The sequence below is a fragment of the Streptomyces sp. NRRL F-6676 genome (assembly GCF_000725625.1).
GTDB lineage: Bacteria > Actinomycetota > Actinomycetes > Streptomycetales > Streptomycetaceae > Streptomyces.
On record NZ_KL647084.1, the window covers coordinates 121,077 to 146,492 of the forward strand.

Consider the following 25,416-nt stretch of genomic DNA (forward strand, 5'->3'; position numbering starts at 1 on the left):
TTCTCGTCCCAGTCTGGCACTGCGGCGGGCGACGGGCGTGGCAGAATCCGGCGCAGCACAACTGATGGCCCGTCAGGGCCGCTCGAAGAAATGTACGGTGCCATGCTCGATGTGTCCGAAGGGGCGGCGCCGCCCCTGGGGAAGAAACAGGAGAACCTCCTCGCCGCGATCCTGCGGGGGGTTCCGGTCCTGGGACACGACAACGAGGCCAGACCACTGGCCGAGGGGGAGGCCCGGCGCCTGCTGCGCGACACCCCCGGCCCCGCCCTCGCCCCGTCGGCCGAGGAGACCGCCGAGCTCAACCGGACCAGGCCACGGGTGCTGAACGCGGTGATCGGCCCGGAGGCCCGGCGCACCGGCTACGTCCAGGGCCTGCCCCGGCACGGCGTGCGGCCGCTGCTGCGGGCGGCTAGCGCGGCGGCCCGCGCCCCGCTGGTCCTGCGGGTGGTCTACGGCGCCAGCACGCAGGTCCCGCTGCGGGCGCTGAGCTACGTGCTGCCGGCCGTCCGCATGGCCGCGCGGCTCGCCGCCGGCGGCCACCGCGGCTGCCATGTCCAGGTGGTCCTCGCAGGCACCCTGGGCGGCCGGCTCAACGCGCTCGCCGAGGAGACCGTCGCCGAGCAGACCGCACTGCTCGGCCACTGCCTGCAACGGCTGCTGTCCTTCGTGGGCCCGGTCGACCACAGCGTCTACGGCACCTCGGCGCCGCCCCCGGTACTGGGCGCGCTCACCGACCTCGTGGACGCGCTCCCGCCCGACCGGCGCGCCCTCGTCCTCGACCGGCTGGACGGCAAGGGCGGCGCCGTCCACGCGGACCAGACCCTGCGGTACGCGGCGGCGCACGTCCTGGTGCACGACCGCCCGCACGGCCGGGCACCCGTACCGCTCACCCTGACGCACGGCACCCCCGCCCCCGCCGACCCCGCGGTGATCGACGTCGGCAGCCTCCAGGAACGCCACTTCCACGACGTACGCCGCTGGTTCGCGCGCTCCACCGGGGCCGAGGACCCCGGCGCGCTGGTCCTCACCCGCCACTCCGTGCCGCCGTACACCATGGCCCGGGGCGGCGACCTCGCGCTGCGCGACTTCCTCGACGGCCGGGACCACGAGGGCGACCCCCTCGCCGCGGCGGCCCGGCACGACCTGCGCCACCTGTGGGACCTGCTCCCGCCGGGCCCCCTGCGCCAGCTCCTCGACGCCCCCGTGGGCGCCGCCCGCTGACCGGGCCCGCGCCCCCTCCGGGGCGCCCACCTGGGGGAATGGAACCCCCGTTCCGGGGCAGTCGGCCCGGCGGCGCGGTCGCACACCGGCCGCGCGCCCCGCACAGCCGACACCCCACGGAGGTCACGGTGACAGAAGGCATCTGGCGGTACGCCCCCACGGCCGGACACACCCCGGACGACGATCTGACCGGCTACCGCGTCGAGGCGACCGACGGCCACATCGGCAAGGTCGACAAGCACTCCGCCGACGTCGGCTCGCAATACCTCGTGGTCGACACCGGCGTCTGGATCTTCGGGAAGAAGGTGCTGCTGCCCGCGGGCGTGGTCACCCGCATCCGCAACGAGGACCGCACCGTGCACGTCGGCCGCACCAAGGAGCAGATCAAGGCCGCCCCCGAGTTCGACGAGGACAGGCACCTCGGCGACCCCCGCTACCGCGACCAGCTCGGGGGCCACTACGGCTCCGGCCACTGAGCCGGGGCCCGGGGCCCGGGGCGGGCGGGTGACCCCGGCCCCCGGCCGGGGCCGACAGGACGCCGCGGCACGGCGGAGGGAGACTGGTACGCATGGGCGCCACCGCACTCGTCGTCATCGACATGATCAACACCTACGATCACGACGACGCCGACCTGCTCCTGCCGTCGGTGAAGACGGTGGTGCCGGTCGTCGCCGGACTGCTCGACCGGGCCCGCGCCGCCGGTGCGCCCGTGATCTACGTCAACGACAACTTCGGCGAGTGGCGCTCGCACCACGGCGAGCTCCTCGACAAGGCGCTGGCCGGGGCGCACGCCGACCTCGTCGAGCCGGTGCGGCCCGACGACGCGTCGCTCTTCGTCGTCAAGGCCCGCCACTCGATCTTCTTCGAGACCCCGCTCGGCTATCTGCTGAGCCAGCAGGGCATCGACCGGCTCGTGCTGTGCGGACAGGTCACCGAGCAGTGCGTGCTGTATTCGGCGCTGGACGCGCACATCCGTCATCTGGAGGTGGTCGTTCCGCGTGACGCGGTCGCCCACATCCACGACGACCTCGCGCGGGCCGCGCTGCGGATGATGGAGCGGAACATGGGGGCGGAGGTGTGCGAGAGCGCGGAGCTGTGGGGCGAGGAGTCGTGACGGGGCGCGGTCCCCGCCTCCCCCGAGGGGTGCGGGGACCGCGCCCCCCTCTCACGCCCGCTTCAGCCGCAGCGTCACCAGCTCGAACGGGCCCAGCGGCAGGGTGATCCGGCCGTTCTCCGTCCGGGGCGCCGGGGCGTCCGGCAGCGCGCGCTCCAGCAGGTCCGTGACCGTCACCGACGCCACCTCGAAGCCCGTGGTGAGCGTCGCCGACGTGCGGCCGCCGTGGGCCTCGTGGAAGCGGACCACCACGTCACCGCTGCCGTCGTCGGCCAGCTTGACCGCGGTGACGACCACCGCGTCCTGTGCGACCGACACCAGCGGCGCCACCGCGCCCGCGCCCGTCACCCGCCGCTCCGGCAGGTTGACCCGCCAGCCCTCGCGCACCGCGTCCCCGATCTCCGCGCCCGGCACCAGGGCGTGCCGGAAGCGGTGCACGCCCTGGTCGGTCTCCGGGTCGGGGAAGCGCGGGGCGCGCAGCAGCGACACGCGGACCGTGGTGGTGGCACCGCGCCCGCCGTCCTGCCGCACGGCCCGGGTCACGTCGTGCCCGTACGTCGAGTCGGTGACGACCGCCACGCCCCACCCGGGCTCCGCCACGTGCACGAACCGGTGGTTGCACGCCTCGAACTTGGCCGCCTCCCAGCTGGTGTTGGTGTGCGTCGGCCGGTGGAAGTGCCCGAACTGTGTCTCCGACGCGTACCGTTCGGCGTGCACGTCGAGCGGGAAGGCCAGCTTGAGGAACTTCTCCGTCTCGTGCCAGTCCACCTCCGTGTCCACCACCAGGCGCCGCTCGCCCGGCGCCAGCGACAGCACCTGCACGACCCGGGAGCCCCCGAAGGACCGTACGACCCGCACGGACGCCCCGTCCTCGCCCGCGCGCACCTCCTCCGCCTCGGTCAGGTCGGTGACCGTGTTGCGGTAGAACTCGTCCACGTCCCACGCGTCCCACATGTTGGGGAAGTCGGGGTGCAGTTGCAGCAGGTTGGCCGGCCGGCCCGGGGCGACCGCCTCCCGGCCCGCCGCCAGGTCGTACACGGAGGGCACCAGGCCGCGCGCGTCCACCTCGATCCGCAGCAGCCCGTTGTCCAGCACGAACCCGCCCTCGGCGCGCGGCTGAAGCGCCGTGGTCCCGTCGGCGGTGACCGCGCCTGCGCCGCCCGCCGGAATGCCGTGGCGGGCGTGCGGGGCCGCGTTGAACACCAGCTCCGCGTCACCGCTGCCGGCCAGCGCCGTCTGCGCCGCCTCGACGATCGCGGTCAGCTCGCGCTCCAGCCGCTCGTACGTGGCACGTGCCTCGCGGTGCACCCAGGCGATGGACGAGCCGGGCAGGATGTCGTGGAACTGGTGCAGCAGCACCGTCTTCCAGATCCGGTCCAACTCCTCGTACGGGTAGGCGAACCCGGTGCGCACGGCCGCCGTCGCCGCCCACAGCTCCGCCTCGCGCAGCAGGTGCTCGCTGCGCCGGTTGCCCTGCTTGGTGCGCGCCTGGCTGGTGAGCGTCGCCCGGTGCAGCTCCAGGTACAGCTCGCCCACCCACACCGGAGGTTCGGGATACTCGGCCTCCGCCTTGCGGAAGAACGCCTCCGGCGTCTCCCAGGCGACGGTCGCCGAACCCTCCAGGTTCCGCATCCGGGCCGCCTTGGCCACCATCTCCCGGGTGGTGCCGCCGCCCCCGTCGCCCCAGCCGGTCGGCGCGAGCGAGTGCCGGGCGACGCCCTTGTCCTTGAAGTTGCGGGCCGCGTGCGCGATCTCGCGGCCCTGCATCGAGCAGTTGTAGGTGTCGACGGGCGGGAAGTGCGTGAAGATCCGTGTGCCGTCGATGCCCTCCCACTGGAAGGTGTGGTGGGGGAACTTGTTCGTCTGCGACCAGGAGATCTTCTGCGTGAGGAGCCACTTCGACCCGGCCGCCTTGATGATCTGCGGCAGCCCGGCGGCGAAGCCGAAGGTGTCCGGCAGCCACGCCTCCTCGTTCTCGATGCCGAACTCGTCGAGGAAGAACCGCTTGCCGTGCACGAACTGCCGGGCCATCGCCTCCGAACCGGGCATGTTGGTGTCCGACTCCACCCACATCCCGCCGGCCGGCACGAACCGGCCGTCCGCCACCGCCTTCTTCACCCGCGCCCACACCTCGGGCCGGTGCTCCTTCACCCAGGCCCACTGCTGCGCCTGCGACATGGCGAAGACGAAGTCCGGCTCCTCCTCCAGGAGCGAGGTCATGTTGGCCGTCGTACGGGCCACCTTGCGCACCGTCTCGCGCAGCGGCCACAGCCACGCCGAGTCGATGTGCGCGTGGCCGACCGCGCTGATCCGGTGCGCGGAGGGCACGGCGGGGGAGGAGAGCACCCCGGTGAGCCGCTCCCGGGCCCGCCCGGCCGTGCCGTTCACGTCCTGGAGGTCGACGGCGTCCAAGGCGCGCTCGATCGCGCGCAGGATGTCCCACCGGCGGGCGGACTCCACCGGCAGCTCGGCCATCAGCTCGCCGAGCACCTCCAGGTCGAGCACCAGCTGCCACACCGTCTCGTCGAAGACGGCGAGGTCCATCCGGGTCAGCGTGTACTGCGGCTCGCTGCCCGCCGTCTCCTTGTCGCCGAGCTGCGTGGGCAGGAAGGGGTGGTAGTCGAGGATGACGGGGTTGGAGGCGGCCTCGACATGCAGGCGCACCTCCTCGCCGCCGGCGACGGGCGCGCCGACGCGCACCCACTGGTTGCGCGGGTTGAGGCCCTTCACCGGGGTGCCGTCGGGCCGGTACACCAGGCCCTCGCACTGGAAGCCGGGCATGTTCTCGTCGAAGCCGAGGTCGAGCAGGGCCTCCACGGTCCGCCCGGCCCACGCCTCGGGGACGGTGCCCGTCACCCGGAACCAGCTGGTGCCCCAGGGCGCCCCCCAGCGGGCGCCCACCTCGATCGGCTCCGGCTCGGCGGCGAGCCCTTCGGCCACCGGTACCGGCTCGCCGGGCGCGTGCCACACCGCCACCTGGAGCGGGACGGACTCGGGGTACACGGCGGGACGGATGCGTTCCTCGAGGACGCGCTTGAGGCGGGCTTCCACGAGGCTGCGGTCGTCATGCATGCGTGTTGCTCTCCATGGGTCTGGACAAACAAGTGCGGGTCACCAGGTGTGGGTGACGTGGGCCGGGGACGATGTGGTGTAGACCTCCCCCACCGTACGCACCTCGAACCGTGCCCTTTCCTCCCCCTCCGCCGGTACGAGCCCGGGCACGAAGAACGCGTGCTGGCAGGTGCCGCCGAGGAACCGCCGGGTGCCGTCGGGCAGCACCCGGTGCAGGGTGTACTGCCGCACCTGCCCGCGCGCCGGCCGCCACGCGAACCGCAGGTCGCCGCCCGAGGCCGCGGTGACCCGCAGCCCGGTGGGCGCCTTGGGCCGCGCGGCCGGCCGGTCGCCGTGCCGTACGGCGAGACCGCCCAGCCGCCAGGCGACCGGTGACCCGTCGGCCGCGGTGAGCCGGACACCCAGCGCGTGCACCGTCCCGGAGTGCCCCGGCAGCCGTACGGCGGCGGTCCGCCAGCCGCCCGTGGCCCCCCGGCTGTGCCGTACCGGCAGATACGTGTACGGGGGCGCCGCCCCGGCCGTCGGCTCGGCGGTGGCCACCGCCAGCTCCACACCGGCCGCCGCCCCGCCGTCGTCCCGGTAGGTCAGCTCGACGACCGTGCCGCCGCGCAGTGGCAGCCGCGTCGCGTACAGGTCGAGGGTGACGGGCGCGGTGAGCGTCCCGGAGACCAGGACGCTGCTGCCGCCCCGCCAGGCGTCCGCGAAGTCGAAGGCGACCGCGGGCCGCTGCCCGTCGGTGCGCACCACCCAGCGCCGGGACGGCAGCCGGTCCTGGAGGCCCAGGTGGTTCCAGGGCGTGTCCGAGGTGACCCGGCCCCGCTCGTACCAGCGCAGTCCGTGGCCGGTGTTGAAGGTGCTCGCGAATGGTACCGAGGTCACCGTCGAGCGGTCGGCGACGGACAGCGCCGGGGCCCGCCAGGGGTCCGTGGTGTCCGGGTGGGCCGGGTCGAGGGAACGGCCGGTCCAGAAGCGGTCGTCGGCGGCGTGGAAGTCGGCCGGGGTGTGCCCGGCGGGCAGGTGGTTGCGGGTCCACTCGGGCCGGTAGAAGCCGAGCGAGGTGACGTGCGGGGCATCGGCCGGGACGATCGCGTCCCAGTTCACCGAGCGGTTCCAGCCGCTCGCCTCGACGTCCACCCCGGCCCACAACGCGTAGCGGTCCCGGCCCAGTCGCTCGGCGAGCTGTCCGGAGGAGGCGAGGGAGGACGCCGACCAGCGGAAGTCCACGAACATGTCGTCGGCCGTCGCGAAGAACGCCTCGTTGCGGCTGTTCAGCGCCCCCTGCCAGCTCACCGAGCCGTCCACCGTCATCGCGTCGTACCAGGTCACGCGCTGCCCCCGGGCCGCCGCCCGGGACTTCAGCTCCGTGACGAAGCCGAGCATGGCGGCGCCCAGCGCGGCGTCCCCGCCCCCGGTCTCGGCGTTGACGAACCAGCCGTCGAAGCCGTAGGCGGCGGCCACCGCGACCAGTCGCTCGGCGAGCGGATAGTGCCCGTCGGCGTCGGTCCGCACCAGGTCACGCGTCCACCGCAGCTGCCCGCCGTAGGCGACGGGCGGCAGGAAGATGTTGCCGAGGACCCGCACCCCGTGCCGGTGGGCGGCGTCCACGATCGGCGCGTTCGGGGCGAGGATCAGCCCCTCGCCCGCCGAGCCGCCCCAGAACACCAGCTCGTCGAGGTACGCCCAGTGGGTGAGCGCGTAGGAGTCGGCGGTGGCCGAGCCCTGCGAGGGGTTGCCCGAGGTGGGCCCGAAGGAGACCAGCGACTGGACACGGGCCTGCCCGGCGCGGGCGGTGGTGTTGACCGGGGCCGGGGTGAAGCGGGGCGCGAGCGGCACGGTGGAGGCGTTGAACGCCAGGTCGGGGTCGTCGTCGGCGCTCCAGCCGCGCAGACTCCGCCAGGTGATCCCGGCGCCGGGCTCGCCGGAGGGCAGCGAGCCCGGGTACCAGTAGGAGGCGAGGGGCGGGGTCGCGGCGGGGAGGGCACCGGGGGCCGTGGGGGCGTCGGCCGCCGCCGGGAGCGACGGCAGCAGGGCGGCGGTCGCGGTGGCGGCGCCGGTGAACAGGACGGTGCGTCTGGTGGGGGTCATGGCGGTTCCTCCTCGGGGGTGGGGGAGTACCTCATGGGGGTGGCGCGGGCTCATGGGGGTGGTGCGGGCTCATGAGGGTTCTGTGGGCGAGGGCGTGCTGCCCTAGGCCGAGGGCAGCACCGCGTCGGGCGTGACGACCTCGGTGATGCCGCGCGTGGCGAGATGGTGAGCGTCGTCCGCGCGGCTGTCCAGCACGGTGGTCGGGCGGGCACCGTCGGCGGTCAGCCGGAAGAACGCCTCGAACACGGCGCCGCCCGGCGCGCACCGGGACCGGGCGGCGGGGTCGGCGGGGACGACCAGGGCCGTGGTGCGCGGTTTCGGGGCGCGGGTGTGCTCCCGGGCTGCGCGGGCGAACACCTCCGCGCTCGGCTTCGGCCGCCGGTCGTTGGTCAGCAGGCCGAGCCCGTACTCGAGTTCGGGGAAGTCGGCGAGGGCGCGGGAGACGTCGTGCGAGCACCACCAGGTGATGCCCCACAGCCCGGGGCAGTCCAGGGCGGCGGCGATCGTCGCCTCCGTGAAGGCCGCCGCGTGCTCGGCCGGAACGAGCGGGGCGGGCGCGCCGACTTCCTGGAGCCACACCGGCCGCCGCACGTCGTCGGCCCACGCCTTGCTCAGCTCGATCAGATAGGCGGCGTGGTGCTCGGTGGGCACCGAGGCACGGCCGTGGCGCTGGGCGGTGCCGTCGAAGACCCAGGAGTGCACGGCCGTCATGGCGCCGTGCCGGGCCGCCTGGGCGGGGGTGAACGGCATGTCGTCCTGGTACCAGGTGGCGTCGTACTCGGCGTGCAGATGCAGCGCCCCGGGGGCACCCTCCTCGCAGGCCGTGAGCATGCGCGTCAGCCAGGCGTCGATCTGCTCGGAGGTGGCGCGGTCGGGGTCGGGGTGCGGTCCCGCGGAGAACTGGTTGACCTCGTTGCCCAGCGTCATGCCGAGGAAGCCCGGCCGGCCGGCGAGGGCGGCGGCGAGCGTGCGGAGATAGGCCGCCTGGCCGTCGAGCACCTCGGGGTCGGTGAACAGATTGCGCCGGTGCCAGGTGCGGGTCCAGGCCGGGAGGTAGTCGAAGCTGCTCAAGTGCCCCTGCAACCCGTCCACGTTGACGTCGAGCCCGCGCTCGGCGGCCGCGTCCACCAGCCGTACCAGGTCCTCGACGGCACGGGGGCGGATCAGGGTGCGGTTGGGCTGGAAGTAGGGCCAGAGCGGGAACACCCGGATGTGGTCGGCGCCCAGCGCCGCGACGGAGTCCAGGTCCGCCCGTACGGAGTCCAGGTCGAAGTCGAGCCAGTGGTGGAACCACCCTTCGCTCGGGGTGTAGTTGACGCCGAAGCGCACGGCAGCAGGCACAGGCATACGTGTCCTTGGACGCGGGGGAGGCGGAAGGAGTGCGCGGAGGTGGGAGGTCAGCCCTTGACGGCGCCCTCGCCGACGCCGCGGAAGAAGTACCGCTGGAGGCAGGCGAACAGGACGATCAGCGGGGCCACGGCGATGATGGTGCCGGCCGCCACGAGACGTTCGTCGTTGGCGAAGGTGCCGTGCAGATAGTTCAGGCCGATGGTCAGGGTGAACTTGGACGGATCGCTGAGCACGATGAGCGGCCAGAGGAAGTCGTCCCAGGAGAACATGAACGCGAAGATCGCGACGACGGCCAGGGTGCCCCGCACCGAGGGCAGCGCCACCCGCCGGAACCGCTGCCAGACGTTGGCGCCGTCGACGTACGCCGCCTCCTCGATCTCGTACGGCAGGTTGAGGAAGGCGTTGCGCATGAGCAGCACGTTGAGCGCGCCGACGGAGCCGGGCAGGACGACGCCGATGAGCGTGTTGTTCAGGCCGAGTTCCCGCATGGTCGTGAACTGGGCGATGATGATGCCCTCCGCCGGCACGAGCATCGCGAGGATGAACACCAGCGTGGCGGCCCGGCGGCCCCGGTAGCGCAGCCGGGCCAGCGCGTAGCCCGCGAGCGCCGAACCGACGCAGTTGGTGACGACGTTGGCGGCGGCCACCTTCAGGGAGTTCAGGACGTAGTCCCAGACCGGGATGGTGTCCGCGACCCGCGCGTAGTTGTGCAGGGTGGGATCGCTGGGCAGGAACTTCGGCGGGGAGGTGAAGATGTCCTCCGTCGGCCCCTTGAGGGACGTGGACAGCTGCCACAGGAACGGGCCGATGGTCAGCGCCAGTACGGCGAGCAGCAGCACGTAGCGCAGGGCCAGTTCCCAGCCGCGGACCCGGCGGCCGTGCTCGTCGGTGATCCGGCGGCGCTCACGGACAGGGGTGGGCGGCTTCTCGACGGTGCTCATGTCTCCTCCCTCCGGTCGGCGCGCAGCACCAGCAGCATCAGGACGACGGCGACGACGAAGACGACCAGTGAGAGGGCGGAGGCGTAGCCGACCCGGCCGGTGAGGCCCGTGCCGGTGCGCTGCACCAGCATGACCAGGGTGGTGTCCTCGCCCGCGGGGCCGCCGTTGGGGCCCGCCATCAGGTACACCTCGGAGAACACCTTGAACGCGGCGACCGAGGAGAGCGCGCCCACCAGCACCATCGTGGAGCGCAGGGCCGGCACCGTGACGGTGAAGAAGCGGCGCACCGCGCCCGCGCCGTCCACCGCGGCGGCCTCGTGCAGTTCGCGCGGCACGTTGGCGAGTGCCGCGAGATAGATGATCATGTAGTAGCCGAGGCCCTTCCACACGGTGACCGCCATGGCGCTGAGCAGCAGCAGCCACTGGTCGCTGAGGAACCCGACCTTGCCCACCCCGATCGTTTCGAGGAGCGAGTTGACGAGGCCGCGCTCGTCCAGCAGCCACACCCAGATCAGCCCCACCACGACGATCGAGGCGACGACCGGGGTGTAGAAGGCGGACCGGAAGAAGGCGATGCCGGGGATGTTCCGCCGCACCAGCAGCGCGAGCAGCAACGGCAGGACCACCAGCGCCGGAACGACACCGAGGACGTACAGCGTGCTGTTGCGCAGCCCGATCCAGAACATGTCGTCGTGCAGCAGCTCGCGGAAGTTGGCGAGCCCGACGAAGTGACCGGGGACCAGGGTGCGGCGGTCGGTGAAGGAGTTGAGCACCGTGGAGACGAACGGGTACAGGATGAAGACGGCGGTGACGAGCAGCCCGGGTGCGGCGAACAGCCAGGGGCTGGTGGCCAGTTGGCGCCGTATCCGGACCGCCGGGCGCGGTGTCCGGCCCTCGGGTCCGCCGGGGCGGGCCAGCCGGCCCAGGCGCCCCAGCGGGCCCGGGCGGCGGTCCGGGCGCCGGGGGCGGGTGACGGTGGAGGTGGCCATCGTGTGCCTCAGCCCTGCTGCTGGAGCAGCCGGTCGCAGGCCTTCACGGCGTCGTCCAGCGCCTCCTTGGGGCTCTGCTTGCCCTGGAGCGCCCTGGCCACCGAGTTGCCCAGCTCCGTCTTCATCTGGTCGCTGAACAGCACCGGTGTGTAGTTCACCGCGGTCTTCAGCGACTTGGCGGAGGCCACCCGTACCCGGGTCTCGTCGGTGCCGTCCTCCTTGGTGAAGTACGGGTCCTGGAGGGAGCCCGCGGTGCTGGGGAAGATGGCGACCTTCTTGGCGAACGACATCTGGTGCTCGGCGTCGGTGACGTAGTGCGCGAAGGCCACCGCGGCCGGTGTGTGCTTGGTCCTGGAGTTCACCATCACGCCCATCACGTACATGTTGACGTGGCCGGTGCTGGTGATCTGGTCGGTGATGCCGATGTTCTTGTACAGGTGCGGCGCCTGCTTCTTGAAGTTGCCGAGGTCCAGGGCGCTGCCGGGGTTCATGGCGACGGCCTCGGTGAGGAACTTCCGGCCCGACGACTCGGGGGTGGCGGTCAGGGCCTGCGGGTCGAGGGCCTTGGCGTCGTACAACTCCTTGTACTTGGTGAGGAGTTCGACCCCCTTGGCGTCGTTGAAGGTGAACCCGGTGCCCTCCTTGTTCATCAGCGGGACCCCGTAGCGGCCGAAGTCCTCGATGGTGGGCACGTTGGCGAGGGTGGCGACCTTGCCGTCGGTCTTGTCAGAGATCTTCAGCGCGTCGGCGAAGAGTTCGTCGTACGTCTTCGGCGGCTGGGCCGGATCGAGGCCGGCCTTCTTGAACAGCGCCTTGTTGTAGAAGAGCGGGCCGGTGTTGAGGTACCAGGGGAAGGCGTACGTGCCGTTCATGCCCGGGACCTGATGGCTCGCCCAGGCGCCGGACAGGTACTCCTTCCGGTACTTCGACGCGGCCTTGTCCAGGTCGAGCGCGAGACCGGCCTTGGCGAGCGGGGCGACCAGGTCGGGGGAGACGTTGACGACATCGGGCAGGGTGCCGCCGGCCGCGTCCGCGCTGATCTTGTCGGCGTAGCCCTCGGCGGGCTGGTCCACCCACTTCACATGGGTGCCCGGGTACTTCTTCTCGAAGTCGGAGACCAGTCCCTCGAAGTACGACTTGAAGTTGGCCCGGAGGTTCCAGGTCTGGAACGTGATGTCGCCCTCGACCTTTCCGGAGGCGTCGGTCGAACCGCCCCCGTCGTCCCCGGAGCCGCAGGCACTCAGCGGCAGGACGACGGCGACGGCGGCAGCGGCGGCGAGGGCTCTGCGGGAGAGGGGCACGGTGACACGGCTCCCTTGCGGTGTCGGAAAAGGTGACGGCAGCGACCCTGCCGCGCACCGCCGAGCCGCGTCAATGCATTAGGCGGAGCTAAATGCATTAGTAGCCCGTCCACGCAGGTCAGCGGTTTGCGGATGCACCCTTGCGGGAGATCGCTAATGCGCTTTAGCCTTGATCACTGAAGCGCATTAGTTCCTCCGGGGTGTTGTATGTTGCGCGGTACGTTCCCCGAGACGTTCTCCGACCCGGGCGAGAGGGAGTGGCACCGATGCCGGCCAGACGGTCACCGGCCCGACGGCCGACGATGAAGGACATCGCGCGGCGCGCGGGGGTCTCCGAGAGCGCGGTCTCCTTCGCGCTCAACGGACGCCCCGGAGTCTCCGAGGTCACCCGCGAACGGGTGCGCCGGGTCGCGGAGCAGCTCGGCTGGCGGCCCAGTACGGCCGCCCGTCAGCTCTCCGGGGAGGGCGCGGCCACCGTCGGCTTCGTCGTGGCCCGCCCCGCCGACACACTCGGCGTCGACTCGTTCTTCCTCCAGCTCATCTCGGGCATCCAGGAGGTGCTGGCCGAGCGTCATCTCGGGCTGCTGTTCCAGGTGGTGGAGAGCGTCGAGGACGAGTGCGCGGTCTACCGCCGCTGGTGGGCCGAGCACCGGGTGGACGGCGTGCTGGTGGTCGATCCGCGCGCCGACGACCCCCGGCCCGACCTCCTCGGCGAACTCGGCCTGCCCGCCGTGGTGATCGGCGGCGGCCCCGACGCCCGCCGGCCGGGCACCTCCACGGTGTGGGCCGACGACGCCGGCGCGATGGCCGCGCTGGTGGACCGGCTGTACGCGCTCGGGCATCGGCGCATCGTGCACATCGCCGGGCTGCCCCAGCTCGCCCACACCGAGCGCCGGATGCGGGCCCTGCGCACCGAGGCCGCGCGGCACGGCCCGGCGGCCGAGGCCGGCTCCGTCACCACCGACTACTCCGACGCGGAGAGTGCCGCCGCCACCCGCCGCGTCCTGGGCGCCGCCGCGCCCCCGACCGCGCTCGTCTACGACAACGACGTGATGGCCGTCGCCGGGCTCGCCGCCGCCACGGAACTGGGCTTCGCCGTGCCGGCGGACCTCTCGGTGGTGTCCTGGGAGGACTCCGCCCTGTGCCGTCTGGTCAAGCCCTGGCTGTCGGCCCTGTCCCGCGACACCGTCGGCTTCGGCCGCACCGCCGCGGGCGAGCTGATGGCCCTGCTGGACGGCGGCCCGGCGCGGACGGTGCAGGTGCCGGTGCCGCGCCTGATCGAACGGGACAGCACGGGTGGGGCGCGCGGGGCGGGCGAGGGCTGAGCGCGCGGCACGGCCGCGGGGCCGACACGCGTCACCGCGGGCGGGTTCCCGGACATGGGTTCCCGGACATGGCTTCGTCCAGGACCCGCCCCCCGTAGCGGGTCCTGGGAAGGGCACCACCATGACCGGCGCGGACGCCGCGCGCCATGCGTAGAAGTGCGTATGGGCGCCGGACGGCGGGGCCTGGCAGTGTCGGGGGAGGGGGAGGGGGAACGCGGGGCTCGGCTTCAGGCGCCGGGGGCGGGCACCGGGAGCAGACCGAGGCGTTGCGCCCTGAGGACGGTGTCGACGCGGTCCCGGGTGCCGAGCTTGCGGTAGAGGTTCTCGACGTGTTTGTGCACGGTACGGGGGGAGATGCCGAGCCGGCGGCCGATCGCGTCCGCGGTCAGCGCCTCGGCGAGCAGCAGCAGGACGGTGACCTCGCGCGGGGTGAGGCGGCACTCGGCGGTCAGGTCCTCGGGGGTGGGGAAGCGGTCCTCGTAGGCGGCGGTCCGGTCCTCGTACGCGGCGGTGCGTGACGGACGTCCGGCGTCCGTGGACCGCTCGCCCCCGACCGTGGTCGCGCGCCAGCGGCCCAGCAGTCCGCGCTGCTCCTCGACCGCGGCGAGCAGGGGCTGGATCCGCTCCGCGAGCCGCAGTTCGTCCTCGGTGAAGTCCGCGCCCGGACGGTAGAGGAGGCAGCCGGTGACGGGGGCCACCGGCCGGGGCAGGGGAATGGCCAGGACGTGGTCGGCGTCCATGACCCGGCCGAGCATGTCCGCCGTCGGGGAGGCGGACCAGGCGCGGCCGGCCGCCCGGCGCGCGGTCACCGGCGTCCGGTCGGCGCCCGTCCCGTAGTGCCGCGCGAAGGGGTACCCCTCGCGCAGCAGTGTCAGCGCGCCCGCGCCGAGCGCCTCGGGCGGCAGGGCGGCCGGGAGGCCGATCTCCCCTTCCGCGCCGTCCCACTCGCCGAGTTTGTAGATCAGCGATTCGCCACCGCACAGCGCGGGCAGCGTCTCGGCCACCAGGGGCCACATCTGGTCGGGATCCCGCTCGTGCAGCGCCGCCACCGCCAGTGACAGCATGCGCTCGTAGGCACCGCCCGGCACGCCTGACATCCGCCCTCTCGCCTTCTCACCCGCACATTCGCGCCACCAACCTAAGCGACGGCGCGGGGGCGGGGCGAAACGGTGTGCGGCGGAGCCGCGGATCCACCCGCCCTCGCACCCTTCGAGGGGCGCTGTGGTTCAGCTCACCTCGTGGGCGTGGCGAGCGGTGGAACAAACCCGCATCCGTGGCCGTTCCTACCTACGTGACTGCGGAGGGAACAGTGTCCCCGGGCCTCACCCTCCGCCCATGGGGAAGATCGTTCGGCTGAAGCCCCATGGAGCCATTCGCCGCGAGGCGACCGCCCTCCGTATGTCACCCTGGACGAGCCCCGGCCGGCCTCCCCCGTCCGGCCGGGGCTCTTTTTTCTGTCCGGAGGCGGGGTACCCGTCGCCGGGTGTCGACGAAGCGGCCCGCAAGGGCGGGTGCGCGGGGCGGGTCGGCCGGCGGCTCCGGCCGCCCGGGCACCGACGGCCGCCCCGTGGTGCTCGTCCCCGGCCTGGGCGCCCCCGGCTACCTGCGGCGCACTACCCGCTGCCGCGCCGCCCACGGCCCCGTACGGCTGCTGGACCTCCCCGGCTACGACGACCCGAGGGGGCCCGTCTGCCCCTCGGCCCTGGCACCGCTCGCCGCCACGGTGGCCCGGTGGCTGGCCGGTACCGCCGGGCCGCCCGTCGTGCTCGCCGGGCACTCCACCGGCGCCCAGGTCGCGCTCCGCGCCGCCACGCTGGCTCCGGAGCGGGTGCACGCCCTGGTGCTGCTCGCCCCCACCTTTCCGCCCGCGCTGCGGCGCCCACTGCCGCTGGCCCGCGCGTTCGCCCGTACCGCCTGGTGGGAGTCGCCCGCCGTACTGCCCACGCTGCTGCCGTCCTACGCCAGGGCCGGCACCCCCCGTCTCGTGCGGTACCTCCGCTCGGCCCAGGCCGACGCCCCCGAGGACACCCTGCCCGCGGTGACCTGCCCCGTCACCGTGGCCGGCGGCGAGCACGACGCGCTCAGCCCGCCCGGCTGGATCCGCACCCTGGCCGACCGCGCCCCGCACGGCACCCCCGTCCTCCTCCCCGGCGCCCACGCCTTCCCGCACGCCGACCCGCACACCACGGCCGCCCTGCTGACCCGCGCGGCGGGCGGCCGGGCGGACGACTGGTGAGCGCCGCCCCGGGTACCCCACCCCCTCGCAGAGCCGGAGCACGCGCGACACCAGGGAGCGGGCCATGGGCCGGAACGGACCACCGCGGGCGGACGACGACACCGCCCGCCTGCGCGCCACCGCCGCGGACGTCTTCGGCTGGGACCATCTCCATTCCGCCCAGCTCACCGCCATGGAGGCGGTACTCGCCGGCACCGACACCCTCGTCGTGATGCCGACCGGCTCCGGGAAGTCCGCCATCTACCAGGTGCCCGGCCTCCTCCTGGACGGGCCCGTCGTGGTCGTCTCGCCGCTGCTCGCCCTGCAACGCGACCAGATCGCCGGTCTGCCCCCGGACACCGGTGCCGTCGCCGTCAACTCAGACCTCACCGCCGCGCGGACCGAGGAGGCCTGGCAGGCGGTCGAACGGGGCGAGGCCCGCTTCGTGTACGTCTCCCCGGAACAGCTCGCCAAGGACGACGTCCTCGACCGGCTCGCCGCCGCCCGCCCCGCGCTCCTCGTCGTCGACGAGGCCCAGTGCGTCACCTCCTGGGGCCACGACTTCCGCCCCGACTACCTGCGTCTGGAACGGGCCGCGCGGCGGATCGGCCGGCCGCCGCTGCTGGCGCTCACGGCGACCGCCGCGCCGCCCGTGCGCCGCGAGATCGTCGAACGGCTCGGCATGGAACGGCCGCGCGAGCTGGTCACCGACTTCGACCGGCCCAACATCCGGCTGGAGGTCACCCGCCACCGGGACGAGGACGACCGCCGCCGGGCCGTCGTCGAACAGGCCGCCGCCCAGCCGAAGCCCGGGCTCGTCTACGCCGCCACCCGCAAGGACACCGAGCGCTGGGCCGAGGAGCTGGCCGCGCTGGGCCTTGCCGCCGAGGCGTACCACGCAGGGCTGAAGGCCGCCGAACGCGCCCGTATCCACGACGCGTTCCTCTCCGGCGCGGCGGACGTCGTCGTGGCGACCTCCGCCTTCGGCATGGGCATCGACAAGGAGGACGTACGGTTCGTGCTGCACGCGGCGCTGCCGGGGTCCCTGGACGCGTACTACCAGGAGATCGGCCGCTGCGGCCGCGACGGGCGGCCCGCCCTGGCCGCGCTGCACTACCGGCCGCAGGACACCGGCATGCAGACGTACTTCGCCGGCCGCGCCCCCGGCCACGACACCCTCGCCGAGGTCGCCGGCGCCGTCCACGAACACGGCGAGGACCCCGCGGACCTGGACGGACTGCGCGCGGACACGGGACTGTCGAGGAACCGCGTCACCACCGCGGTGAACCTCCTCGAGGAGGCCGGCACGGTCACCACCGGCGCCGGCGGCGAGGTGGCCCCCGACCCCGGCACACCGCCCGGCGCCGCCGTGGCCCGGGCCGAGGAGACGGCCGAGGCCCACCGGCGCACCGACAGGTCCCGTGTCGCCATGGCCCGCGCCTACGCCGAGACCACCGGCTGCCGACGGCGCTTCCTGCTCGGCTACTTCGGCGAGGAGTACGAGGCGCCCTGCGGCGACTGCGACGTCTGCGAGGCGGCCGAGCGGGAGGGGACCGGCACCGGGGAGCCGCCCGCGTCCCACCCCGCCGCCGCGGAGTACCCGGTCGGCGCCCAGGTGCGGCACGAACAGTGGGGCGAGGGCACGATCCTCAGCGAGGAGGGCGACCGGATCACGGTCCTCTTCGACACCCACGGCTACCGCACGCTCTCCCTGGAGACGCTGGCCGACCGCGACGACCTGCTGGAGGTCGTACGGCACCCGGGCCGGAACGACCCGCCCGCCTCGTGACACGGGGTCGATCCGGCGTCGTAACCTGGGCCGGTGTCCGGCACCCCCCGTCCCCAGTCCCTCATGCTCACCTTCCTCGGCGACGAGGTGCTCGGGCGCGGAGTCTGCGTGTACACCGGGAGCGTCATCGAGGTGTTCCGCAGCGTCGGGGTCGGCGAACAGGCCACCCGGTCCACGCTCACCCGGATGGTCGGCCGGGGGCTGCTGCGCAGGCAGCGGGAGGGGCGGCGCACGTACGTGGGCCTCACCGGACGGTCGGAGGCCATCCTGCGCGACGGCGAGCGGCGGATCTGGAAGACCGGCGCCGTCAACCGCGACTGGGACGGCACCTGGACGCTCCTCGGCTTCTCCCTCCCCGAGTCCTGGCAGCGCCAGCGGCACGACCTGCGCTCCCAGCTCACCTGGGCCGGGTTCGGGCCGCTGTTCAGCGGGCTGTGGCTGGCGCCGGGCGAGATCGACGTCTCCGGTCTCGTGGGCGAACTGGGCCTCGGTGCCCATGTGAAGGTCTTCCGCGCCACCGCGGACGCGGGCATGGACATCGCCGAGATGATCCACGACACCTGGGACGTTCCCGGACTCGCCGCGCGCTACCGGGAGTTCGACGAGTCCTGGCGCCCCCTGCGTACCGGCGGCGCCGCCTCGGCCGGCGGTGACGCCCTCGCCGCCCGGCTGCGCCTGGCGACCGAGTGGCTCGGCATCATCCGCGGCGACCCCCGGCTCCCCGTGCGCCACCTGCCCGACGACTGGCCGGCGGCCCGCGCGGAGGAGACGTTCCGCACGGTGCACGCCCTCCTGGACGCCCCCGCCCGGGACACCGCCCGCCGCCTCATCGAAACGGTCCCGGCGCTCTAGTACTCCGTGGCGGTTTCGTGAGCCATCCGGTGAGTGGGGACGGACTGCCTGGACGCCGGTACCGGTCACGTCGACCGTCCCCGAGATCCGCCGAACGACGGTCGGCTGACAGCCCCGCGAGGTGTCAGACCTGGCCGTAACCACCGTCGACCTGGTAGTCGGCGCCGTTGACGTGGGAGGCCGCGTCCGAGGCGACGAAGGCGACCACGGCGGCGACCTCTTCCGCGGTACCGGCCCGGGTCATCGGGGTTCCGGTGCCCATCGTGGTGATGAGCGCCTCGCGCTCCTCTGCGGTGGCGGCCAGCTGCGCCATACCGGGCGTATCCGTCGGGCCCGGGCTCACCACGTTCACCCGGATCCCGCGTGGGGCCAGCTCAAGGGCCCAGGTACGGGCGAGAGCGCGGACCCCGGCCTTGGAGGCCGCGTAGAGACTCCGCCCGCGCGACGCCTTGTGAGCGGCCATCGAGCCGATGAGGACGATGACACCACCGTCCGCCAGCAGCGGCAGCGCCTTCTGGACGGTCATGATCGTGCCGGTGATGTTGACGTCGAAGACCGACCTGATGACGTCCTCGGTGATGGTTCCCAGCGGTGCGGTCGCGATCGCCGCCGCGTTGACGACCAGCACGTCCAGCCGGCCGCTGCGCCGCTCCACCTGCGCGAAGAGCCGGTCGAGATCGTCGGCCGAGCGCGAGTCGGCCCGCACCCCGACGACATCACCCGCTATGTCCGTGGCCGCCGCCGTCAGGGTGTCCTGGTCCCGTCCCGTGATGTAGACGGTGCCGCCCCCTTCAACGATCTTCCGCGCGGTGACGTGGCCGATACCGGCACTTCCACCCGCCACGACCGCGACCTTGTTGTGAAATGCGTTGCTCATGGAACTCGTCGTCCGTTCAGCTGGGGGGGGCGTTCCGAAGGGAACGTCCTGGGGAACACAGGCGGTACGAGCCTGCGTCTTGTGCGGACACCGGTGCCAGAAGCCTGCTGATACTGGTACTGGCAGCACCAGGCCGGCACCTCCCGGCTCTGGCACAGTGGACAGGTGCCCACGACCACGCATCGGACCGAACTGCGCGAGTTCCTTCGCTCACGACGCGCACGGGTCTCACCCGAGGACGTCGGCATCCTCCCGGGAGACCGGCGGCGCACCCCCGGACTGCGCCGCGAGGAGGTCGCCCAGCTGGCCGGTGTCGGCATCACCTGGTACACGTGGCTGGAACAGGGGAGGCCGATCAACGTCAGCTCCCAGGTGCTCGACGCGGTGGCCCGCACACTGCTGCTGGACACCGCCGAACGCGACCACCTCTACCGTCTGGCCGAGGTCCCCCAGCCTCCGGTCACCAGCGATCCGCCCGCCGAACTCCCCGGCCACCTCGACACCGTCCTGGAGGCCCTGGACCCGCTGCCCGCCATGCTGGCCGACGCCCGCACCGACGTGCTGCGCTGGAACCGTGCCTACGCGGCCCTGCACCCCGCTCTGGTCAGTGCTCCGCCCGGCAGGCGCAACACCCTCTGGCACCTCTTCGCGGCACCGGAGGGCCGGTACCGCATCGTCAACCGCGAGGAGCAGGCGCCCGAGGCCGTGGCAGGGTTGCGCTATCGCTACAGCCAGAACGCGGGCGACCCGCGATGGCAGGACTTCGTCACCCGTCTGCGCACCGCCAGCCCGCTGTTCTCCCGGCTCTGGGCCACGCACGACGTCGCCCCACCGCACCTGTGCGACAAGCGCTACGACATCACGGGGATCGGTGAAGTGAGCCTGCGTGCCACCGGCATGGACCTGACCGACCACCCCGGCATCCGTCTCGTCGTCCAGACCCCCACCGACAGGGCCGGCCGCGAGAACATGGACCGCCTGCTGCGCCGGGCGAGGCACCCGTGACCAAGGAACCAAGGCCGGGACGGCCCGAGCCGTCAGCACCCGCACACCGGACCGGATCATGATTCCGGACAGCGGCGAGGGTCTGTCGAACGAGCGGTGCCACCAGGGTCGTCGGGGTCACTGACGGGCTGCGGAGAGCCGGCCGTCGAAGGTGATGCCGAAGGCGTTCGGACGACGCGGAGTACCAGGGGCCTGTCTCTCCGTTCCCGTCTGCCGGGCGACGCCCCACGTGCGGTGCGTCCCGTGCATCCCGTGCGCCGTGATGTTGTGCACTCCATTGACTGCGGTGAGAAAACGGCCCTACATTCCCCCGAGCCGTTCCTTCAGTGCACTGATCGTCGCCACCGTCACCGGCCCTTCCGCACCGCACCGCACCCGCCCCGTCCGTCCCCCGACCCTGGGAACGCCCATGTCCGACACCTCCGCGGCGCCGCGCGGCTCGCTGCCCCTCGGTACGCTCCTCGCCGGCTGTCTCGCCGTCTGCCTGGCGCAGATCGGCCTCGCCATGCCGGCCACCCTCAACGGTCTCTTCCAGGAACACCTGCGTCCCGTCGGCTCCCAGCTGACCTGGATATCGGACGCGTTCCTGCTGCCCGTCGCCGTCCTCGAACTCTCCTTCGGCGTCCTCGGCGACCTCTTCGGCCGCAAACGGCTCCTCGTCGGCGGTGCCGCGCTGCTGTGCGCGGGCGAGGTGGTCGCCGCCACCGCCACCGGCATCCACCAGCTCTGGACGGGCCAGGCACTGGCCGGGCTCGGCGCGGCCGCACTCTTCCCGACCTCCCTCGCCATGATCGCGGCCGGCACCCGCACCGGCGCCCAGCGCGCCCGGTCCATCGCCCTGTGGGCGTCCAGCCTGTCCGCGGGCGGCTTCCTCGCCCCGCTGATCGGCGGCATCACCGGAACGTACGGCTCCTGGCGCTCGGCGTTCGTCGTGGTGGTCGTCCTGGCCGCGGTCAGCGCGCTGGTCAGCGGGCTGCTGGCCACGGACTCCCGCTCCCCGGAAGGGCGCTCCCTGGACATCGGCGGGCAACTCGCCATCGGCGTCGGCCTGTTCGCCCTGCTCTACGCCGTCATCCAGGGGCCGGAGGACGGCTGGGGCTCGGCCCCCGTGGTCGTCGCCTTCGTCCTCGCGGCCGTCTTCCTCGCCCTGTTCCTCGCCGCCGAACGCCGGGCCCGCTCGCCGCTGCTGCGGCTGGAACTGTTCCGCAACCGCTCCTTCGCCGTCGCGTCCGTCGTCGCGGTCGTGGGCATGTTCAGCTTCCTGGGCACGGCCTACGCGGCGAGCATCCGGCTCGGCCCGATCCAGCACCAGAGCCCGATGCGGACCGCCTTCGCCTTCCTGCTGCTCAACGCCATCACCCCGGCCCTGACCCCGCTCACCTCCCGGCTGCTGCACCGCCTGCACGCACGGGTGCTGCTCACCGGGGGCCTGGCGCTGATGGCGGCCGGTGACTTCCTCGCCGCCACCCTGGACGTCGACGACCGGGCGCTGACCTCGCTGATCCTGCCCCTGGGCCTGGTCGGCTGCGGGTTCGCCCTCACGGTGTCGTCGATCACCGCCACGGCCGTCAACACGGTGCCGGTGCCGCTCGCGGGCATGGCGAGCGCCGCGACCAATCTGCTGCGCGACTTCGGCTTCACCCTCGGCCCCGCCGTGATCGGCGCGGTGGCGCTCAGCCAGGCCGCGTCCCGTGTGAGCGGGACGCTGGCGGGGGCCTCCTCGCTGGACGCGGAGTCCAGGGCGGCGGCGCACGAGGTGCTCGCGGAGGGCGGACCGCTGGCCCTCAACTCGGTGCCCGCCTCCTCCCCGCCGGGCGCCGCCCGCGCGTACGCGCTCGACGCGCTGGGGCACGGCTACGGCATCGGCTTCGTGGTCTGCGGCGGCGCCGCGCTGCTGGCGGCGCTCCTGGTGGCCACGGCACTGCGCGGACGGAAGGCCGAGACCGGACCGGAGGACCCCCTGCTCGACGACCACCACTCGGCCCCGGTGACCTCCTGACCCTCGCCACCCGGACGAACCGCCCCGCCGACTTCCCCGCGCGCCCTCTCCCGTCCCGCCCCGCGGGGAAGGAGAGGATGGGTACGCAGCGATCCCCCGGCGGTGACGGAGTGTGACACCCATGCGAGCGGTGGCCCGGTTCGACGAGTACCAGCGACGCCACCGCTGGGTGGGGCTGCCGCTCGCCGTGGTCTACAAGTTCTTCGACGACCAGGCCACCTATCTCGCCGCCCTCCTCGCCTACTACACCTTCCTCTCCCTCTTCCCGATCCTGCTGATCCTCGTCGCCGTCCTCGGCACCCTGCTCAGTGACAATCCGGGCCTGCAACGGAGCGTGCTGGACTCCGCGCTCGGCGAGTTCCCCGTCCTCGGCGACCAGATCGGCGAGAACATCCACTCCTTCCACGGCAACGGCCTCGCCCTCGCCGCCGGTGTCGCGGGCAGCCTCTACGGCGCGCTCGGCGTCGCCCAGGCCGCGCAGCACGCGCTGAACAAGATCTGGGCGGTGCCGCGGCACGCCCGCCCCGACCCGTTCCGCTCCCGGCTCAAGGGCGCCCTGTTCCTGTCCGTGCTGGCGCTCGGCCTGTGTCTGACGACGATGCTGTCCACCGCCGTCTCCGCCGTCAACGTCTTCGGGACCGATCCCGGCACCGGCATCCGGGTGAGCGCCGGCATCGCCGCCGTCGTCCTCAACGCAGCGCTGCTCCAGCTCAGTTACCGGGTCCTGACACATTGCAGGCTGCCGCTGCGGCACATGCACGGCGCGGCGCTCGGCGGGGCCTGCGCCTGGCAGGCGTTGCAGTGGGCCGGCTCGTACTACGTCCAGGACGTGCTGCGCGGTGCGACCGCCACGTACGGCATGTTCGGGATCGTCCTCGGCCTGCTGGCGTGGATCTACCTCGGCGCCCTGGTCTTCCTGATGACGGCCGAGGTGAGCGCGGTGCGTGTGCTGCGGCTGTGGCCGCGCAGCCTGCTCACCCCGTTCACCGACCGGGTGCGGCTGACCAGGGGCGACCACCGCGCCTACCGGGCGTACGCGCGGACCGAGGCGTTCAAGGGCTTCGAGCGTGTCGACGTGCGCTTCGGCACCCCGCCGCCGCCCTGGCCCGAGCCCCGGGGCGGGGAGCGGCCCGGGGACGAATCCCCGTAGTCGCCCGGCACGCCAATTTGCAGTGTGCAATGCTCTGTTGGGGCTGCCGGTGGCCGACGGGCGGCCCGGTGCTCAGGAGTGACCTGTACCAGCGGCGGGGCGCTGGGCCCGCCGTGACGGCCACCGGCAGTTCCTCATCCGCTCAGCGGGTTCACGGGTACGACACGACCGTGGACGGCACCGTGGACGTCCCCGACGTGGGCGAGCCCGTGTCGTTGATGACCCGCTCGTACTGTCCCGCCCCGCCGAGCGAGACCACCAGCAGGTCGTGGAACTTCACCCCCGGCGTGTTCGGGGCGGCGAAGCCGTGGTGCTGCACGATGGTGGGGTCGACGTTGTAGTAGCAGTAGCTGCCGAGCCCCCAGCCCTCGTGACTGGTGACCCGGTCGCCCACCTTGTAGGCGGCGTACCCCTTGACCGAGCCGTTCTGGATCGCGGCCTGGTTCGGGGCGTCGTACGCCTTCTCGTTCTGGAAGAAGATCGTGCGCCCGCGCTGCCCGTTCCACTGCACGTCGTACTTGTTGAAGTGCTCCACGAACAGACCCGTGGCCAGCACGTCGTCGCCGTTGACGACGAGCCCGTAGTCGGCCCGGTTGGTCTCCCAGCCGACCCCCGTACCGTGGTCGGCGCGCCAGATCCAGGTGTGGTCGACGATGGTGTGCCGGCTGTTGATCACCATGCTGGTGGTGGCCTTGCCGGCCCCGGCGCCGCCGATGCGCACGAACACGTCCTGCACGGTGGTCGGGTTGGCGGAGTGGTCCTTCGACGCCCCGTTCGGCCCGACCTCCAGCAGGGTGGCGGAGTTGACCGGACCCGCGTCGATGAGGAAGCCCGCGAGGCGTACGCCGTCGACGTCGGCGACCTTCACGGCGGTGGCGCCGTTGTCCGGGACGAGCGTGGCGTACCCGAGGCCCAGCACGACGGTGTTGGCGCGGTCCACCCGGATCGGCTGGTCGACGTGGTAGATCCCGGGCGTGAGCAGCAGGTGCAGGCCCTGCGCGAGCGCCTGGTTGAGCGTGGCCGCGCTGTCGCCGGGGTGGGCGACGTAGAACTGCGACAGCGGCAGCGAGGTGCCGCGGGGTGTGCCGTTGCCCCAGGTGACACCGCGGGCGTTGGTCCGCTTCTCCGGCAGGAAGACCCGGTACTCGCTCCCGCTCAGGTACAGGAACGGCTTCTCGCGGGAGACGGGGGTCGTGCCCAGCGTGGTGTACGGCGGGTCGGGGAAGCTCTGCGCGGGGGCGCCCTCGACACCCGAGAACACCATGTTCCAGACGCCGTTGAGCCAGCTGCCGATCGCGCTGTCCCGGGTGTACCACTGCTGCTGGGAGTACGGTCCCACCTGGCCGTCGATCCGAGAGTCGGCGATGTAGCCGCCGCTCGCCCAGCCGTACCCGGTGGGCTCCAGGTCGAGCCCGCCGCGTACGTGCATGCGCCGGAAGGGGGCCGCCTGAGCCACGGCCCACCGGTTGGTGCCGCTCACCGGGACGAGAGCGAGGTTCTCGGCCGAACGCCAGAAGTTCTGTGTGGCGTTGCCGTCGAACCAGCCGGCGTCGACCGTGACGTCACCGTTGATGGTGGTGTCGTCGGGGGAGAGGCCGAGGCCGGCGATGGAGGTGTAGAAACCGATCTGCGCGTTGAGCCCGTGGTACGTGCCGGGCTTGAACAGCAGCGCGTAACGGCCGGTGTCGAACTGGGCCTTCTCCTGCTTGCGGAACACCTCGTCCAGCTTGGCCTGGATGTCGGGCGTCGAAGGGTCGAAGACCAGCACGTTCGGGCCCAGGTCGCCGCCGGCCGCGAGCCGGCGGGAGCGCGGGCGGGGCCGCGGGTGCGGGCGCCGGTGGTCGGCGGGGGCGGCGGAGGCGGGCGCGGACAGGGCGAGCAGGGCCGGTGTCGCGGCCACCGCGGCGGCGGCCCCGAGAACGGCCCTGCGGCCCAGCTCGCGCGGGCCGGGGGACGCGGGGGAGCGGGTGGGATCGGAAGGGGGCGTGGCGTCCGGGGAGGACGAAGGGCGCATGGGGCGGCTCTCCTGCCGGGAGGGGGTCCGATGGTTCGGAAACTGAACGACGAGGGGGAGGTGAGAGCGCTCTCGTGCCGTGCATGCTTCATCTGGCGTGATCCGTGCGTCAAGAGC

Annotated in this window: 19 protein-coding genes; 10 read left to right on the plus strand and 9 right to left on the minus strand. The window is 73.0% G+C overall.

What is annotated here, in order from left to right:
- Positions 1–102: 102 nt before the first annotated feature.
- The 3 genes from IO29_RS33480 to IO29_RS33490 all read left to right on the plus strand — a co-directional run bounded on the left by IO29_RS33480 (position 103) and on the right by IO29_RS33490 (position 2,335).
- Positions 103–1,221, plus strand: coding sequence for a hypothetical protein (locus IO29_RS33480; protein WP_030379122.1), 1,119 nt, complete (start codon positions 103–105; stop codon positions 1,219–1,221).
- Between the two features lie 128 nt (positions 1,222–1,349).
- Positions 1,350–1,697 carry a hypothetical protein gene (locus IO29_RS33485; RefSeq protein ID WP_030379123.1) on the plus strand — a complete coding sequence of 116 codons (348 nt, stop codon included), beginning with the start codon at positions 1,350–1,352 and terminating at the stop codon, positions 1,695–1,697.
- Between the two features lie 92 nt (positions 1,698–1,789).
- Positions 1,790–2,335: a cysteine hydrolase family protein gene (locus IO29_RS33490; RefSeq protein ID WP_030379124.1), complete on the plus strand. Its 546-nt coding sequence runs from the start codon at positions 1,790–1,792 to the stop codon at positions 2,333–2,335.
- A gap of 51 nt (positions 2,336–2,386) precedes the next feature.
- Here IO29_RS33490 and IO29_RS33495 read toward each other — a convergent pair whose 3' ends face one another.
- The 6 genes from IO29_RS33495 to IO29_RS33520 form a co-directional block, all read right to left on the minus strand.
- A complete protein-coding gene (locus IO29_RS33495; protein ID WP_030379125.1) occupies positions 2,387–5,407 on the minus strand; it encodes an alpha-mannosidase in 3,021 nt (1,006 codons plus the stop codon).
- Positions 5,408–5,446: 39 nt separating this feature from the next.
- Positions 5,447–7,492 carry an endo-beta-N-acetylglucosaminidase gene (locus IO29_RS33500; RefSeq protein ID WP_030379126.1) on the minus strand — a complete coding sequence of 682 codons (2,046 nt, stop codon included), beginning with the start codon at positions 7,490–7,492 and terminating at the stop codon, positions 5,447–5,449.
- Positions 7,493–7,594: 102 nt separating this feature from the next.
- On the minus strand, positions 7,595–8,821 hold the full coding sequence (locus tag IO29_RS33505) for a glycoside hydrolase 5 family protein (protein WP_030379127.1): 1,227 nt from the start codon (positions 8,819–8,821) through the stop codon (positions 7,595–7,597).
- Positions 8,822–8,889: 68 nt separating this feature from the next.
- Positions 8,890–9,783, minus strand: a complete 894-nt coding sequence (locus IO29_RS33510) for a carbohydrate ABC transporter permease (protein ID WP_030379128.1) — start codon at positions 9,781–9,783, stop codon at positions 8,890–8,892.
- A complete protein-coding gene (locus IO29_RS33515) occupies positions 9,780–10,772 on the minus strand; it encodes a carbohydrate ABC transporter permease (RefSeq protein WP_030379129.1) in 993 nt (330 codons plus the stop codon). Before IO29_RS33515 ends, IO29_RS33510 begins: the two co-directional genes overlap by 4 nt.
- 8 nt (positions 10,773–10,780) lie before the next feature.
- The gene (locus IO29_RS33520) at positions 10,781–12,073 is read right to left on the minus strand and encodes an ABC transporter substrate-binding protein (protein WP_030379130.1); all 1,293 of its coding nucleotides are present in this window, start codon (positions 12,071–12,073) and stop codon (positions 10,781–10,783) included.
- Positions 12,074–12,339: 266 nt separating this feature from the next.
- Between IO29_RS33520 and IO29_RS33525 the strand changes: the two genes are divergently transcribed.
- Positions 12,340–13,398, plus strand: coding sequence for a LacI family DNA-binding transcriptional regulator (locus tag IO29_RS33525; RefSeq protein ID WP_030379131.1), 1,059 nt, complete (start codon positions 12,340–12,342; stop codon positions 13,396–13,398).
- Between the two features lie 227 nt (positions 13,399–13,625).
- Here IO29_RS33525 and IO29_RS33530 read toward each other — a convergent pair whose 3' ends face one another.
- Positions 13,626–14,495 carry a helix-turn-helix transcriptional regulator gene (locus tag IO29_RS33530; RefSeq protein WP_030379132.1) on the minus strand — a complete coding sequence of 290 codons (870 nt, stop codon included), beginning with the start codon at positions 14,493–14,495 and terminating at the stop codon, positions 13,626–13,628.
- 386 nt (positions 14,496–14,881) lie between these two features.
- Between IO29_RS33530 and IO29_RS35850 the strand changes: the two genes are divergently transcribed.
- The 3 genes from IO29_RS35850 to IO29_RS33545 all read left to right on the plus strand — a co-directional run bounded on the left by IO29_RS35850 (position 14,882) and on the right by IO29_RS33545 (position 18,254).
- Complete coding sequence (locus IO29_RS35850; protein ID WP_051707507.1) at positions 14,882–15,634, plus strand: alpha/beta fold hydrolase; 753 nt, start codon at positions 14,882–14,884, stop codon at positions 15,632–15,634.
- A 64-nt stretch (positions 15,635–15,698) separates the two neighbouring features.
- Positions 15,699–17,402 carry a RecQ family ATP-dependent DNA helicase gene (locus IO29_RS33540; RefSeq protein ID WP_030379134.1) on the plus strand — a complete coding sequence of 568 codons (1,704 nt, stop codon included), beginning with the start codon at positions 15,699–15,701 and terminating at the stop codon, positions 17,400–17,402.
- Between the two features lie 33 nt (positions 17,403–17,435).
- On the plus strand, positions 17,436–18,254 hold the full coding sequence (locus IO29_RS33545; RefSeq protein ID WP_030379135.1) for a PaaX family transcriptional regulator: 819 nt from the start codon (positions 17,436–17,438) through the stop codon (positions 18,252–18,254).
- A gap of 124 nt (positions 18,255–18,378) precedes the next feature.
- Here the strand turns inward: IO29_RS33545 and IO29_RS33550 are convergent, their stop codons facing one another.
- Positions 18,379–19,131 carry an SDR family NAD(P)-dependent oxidoreductase gene (locus tag IO29_RS33550; protein ID WP_030379136.1) on the minus strand — a complete coding sequence of 251 codons (753 nt, stop codon included), beginning with the start codon at positions 19,129–19,131 and terminating at the stop codon, positions 18,379–18,381.
- A 165-nt stretch (positions 19,132–19,296) separates the two neighbouring features.
- On the opposite strand from IO29_RS33550, the gene IO29_RS33555 reads away from it, so the two are divergent.
- From IO29_RS33555 to IO29_RS33565, 3 genes are all read left to right on the plus strand, one after another.
- The gene (locus IO29_RS33555) at positions 19,297–20,136 is read left to right on the plus strand and encodes a helix-turn-helix transcriptional regulator (protein ID WP_030379137.1); all 840 of its coding nucleotides are present in this window, start codon (positions 19,297–19,299) and stop codon (positions 20,134–20,136) included.
- A 409-nt stretch (positions 20,137–20,545) separates the two neighbouring features.
- Positions 20,546–22,135 (plus strand): MFS transporter, encoded by a 1,590-nt coding sequence (locus IO29_RS33560; RefSeq protein ID WP_030379138.1) that lies wholly within the window; start codon positions 20,546–20,548, stop codon positions 22,133–22,135.
- Positions 22,136–22,256: 121 nt separating this feature from the next.
- Positions 22,257–23,285, plus strand: coding sequence for a YihY/virulence factor BrkB family protein (locus IO29_RS33565; protein ID WP_030379139.1), 1,029 nt, complete (start codon positions 22,257–22,259; stop codon positions 23,283–23,285).
- Positions 23,286–23,436: 151 nt separating this feature from the next.
- On the opposite strand, the gene IO29_RS33570 is transcribed toward IO29_RS33565, so the two are convergent.
- Positions 23,437–25,299: a hypothetical protein gene (locus IO29_RS33570; RefSeq protein ID WP_030379140.1), complete on the minus strand. Its 1,863-nt coding sequence runs from the start codon at positions 25,297–25,299 to the stop codon at positions 23,437–23,439.
- Positions 25,300–25,416 lie beyond the last annotated feature (117 nt).

Bases quoted from the DNA above. Each gene is read 5' to 3' on its own strand.
- IO29_RS33480 (WP_030379122.1), top strand. From the start codon at position 103: ATGCTCGATGTGTCCGAAGGGGCGGCGCCGCCCCTGGGGAAGAAACAG.
- IO29_RS33570 (WP_030379140.1), bottom strand. From the start codon at position 25,299: ATGCGCCCTTCGTCCTCCCCGGACGCCACGCCCCCTTCCGATCCCACC.
- IO29_RS33490 (WP_030379124.1), top strand. From the start codon at position 1,790: ATGGGCGCCACCGCACTCGTCGTCATCGACATGATCAACACCTACGAT.
- IO29_RS33550 (WP_030379136.1), bottom strand. From the start codon at position 19,131: ATGAGCAACGCATTTCACAACAAGGTCGCGGTCGTGGCGGGTGGAAGT.
- IO29_RS33495 (WP_030379125.1), bottom strand. From the start codon at position 5,407: ATGCATGACGACCGCAGCCTCGTGGAAGCCCGCCTCAAGCGCGTCCTC.
- IO29_RS33500 (WP_030379126.1), bottom strand. From the start codon at position 7,492: ATGACCCCCACCAGACGCACCGTCCTGTTCACCGGCGCCGCCACCGCG.
- IO29_RS33515 (WP_030379129.1), bottom strand. From the start codon at position 10,772: ATGGCCACCTCCACCGTCACCCGCCCCCGGCGCCCGGACCGCCGCCCG.
- IO29_RS33530 (WP_030379132.1), bottom strand. From the start codon at position 14,495: ATGTCAGGCGTGCCGGGCGGTGCCTACGAGCGCATGCTGTCACTGGCG.
- IO29_RS33540 (WP_030379134.1), top strand. From the start codon at position 15,699: ATGGGCCGGAACGGACCACCGCGGGCGGACGACGACACCGCCCGCCTG.
- IO29_RS33525 (WP_030379131.1), top strand. From the start codon at position 12,340: ATGCCGGCCAGACGGTCACCGGCCCGACGGCCGACGATGAAGGACATC.
- IO29_RS33565 (WP_030379139.1), top strand. From the start codon at position 22,257: ATGCGAGCGGTGGCCCGGTTCGACGAGTACCAGCGACGCCACCGCTGG.
- IO29_RS33510 (WP_030379128.1), bottom strand. From the start codon at position 9,783: ATGAGCACCGTCGAGAAGCCGCCCACCCCTGTCCGTGAGCGCCGCCGG.
- IO29_RS33560 (WP_030379138.1), top strand. From the start codon at position 20,546: ATGTCCGACACCTCCGCGGCGCCGCGCGGCTCGCTGCCCCTCGGTACG.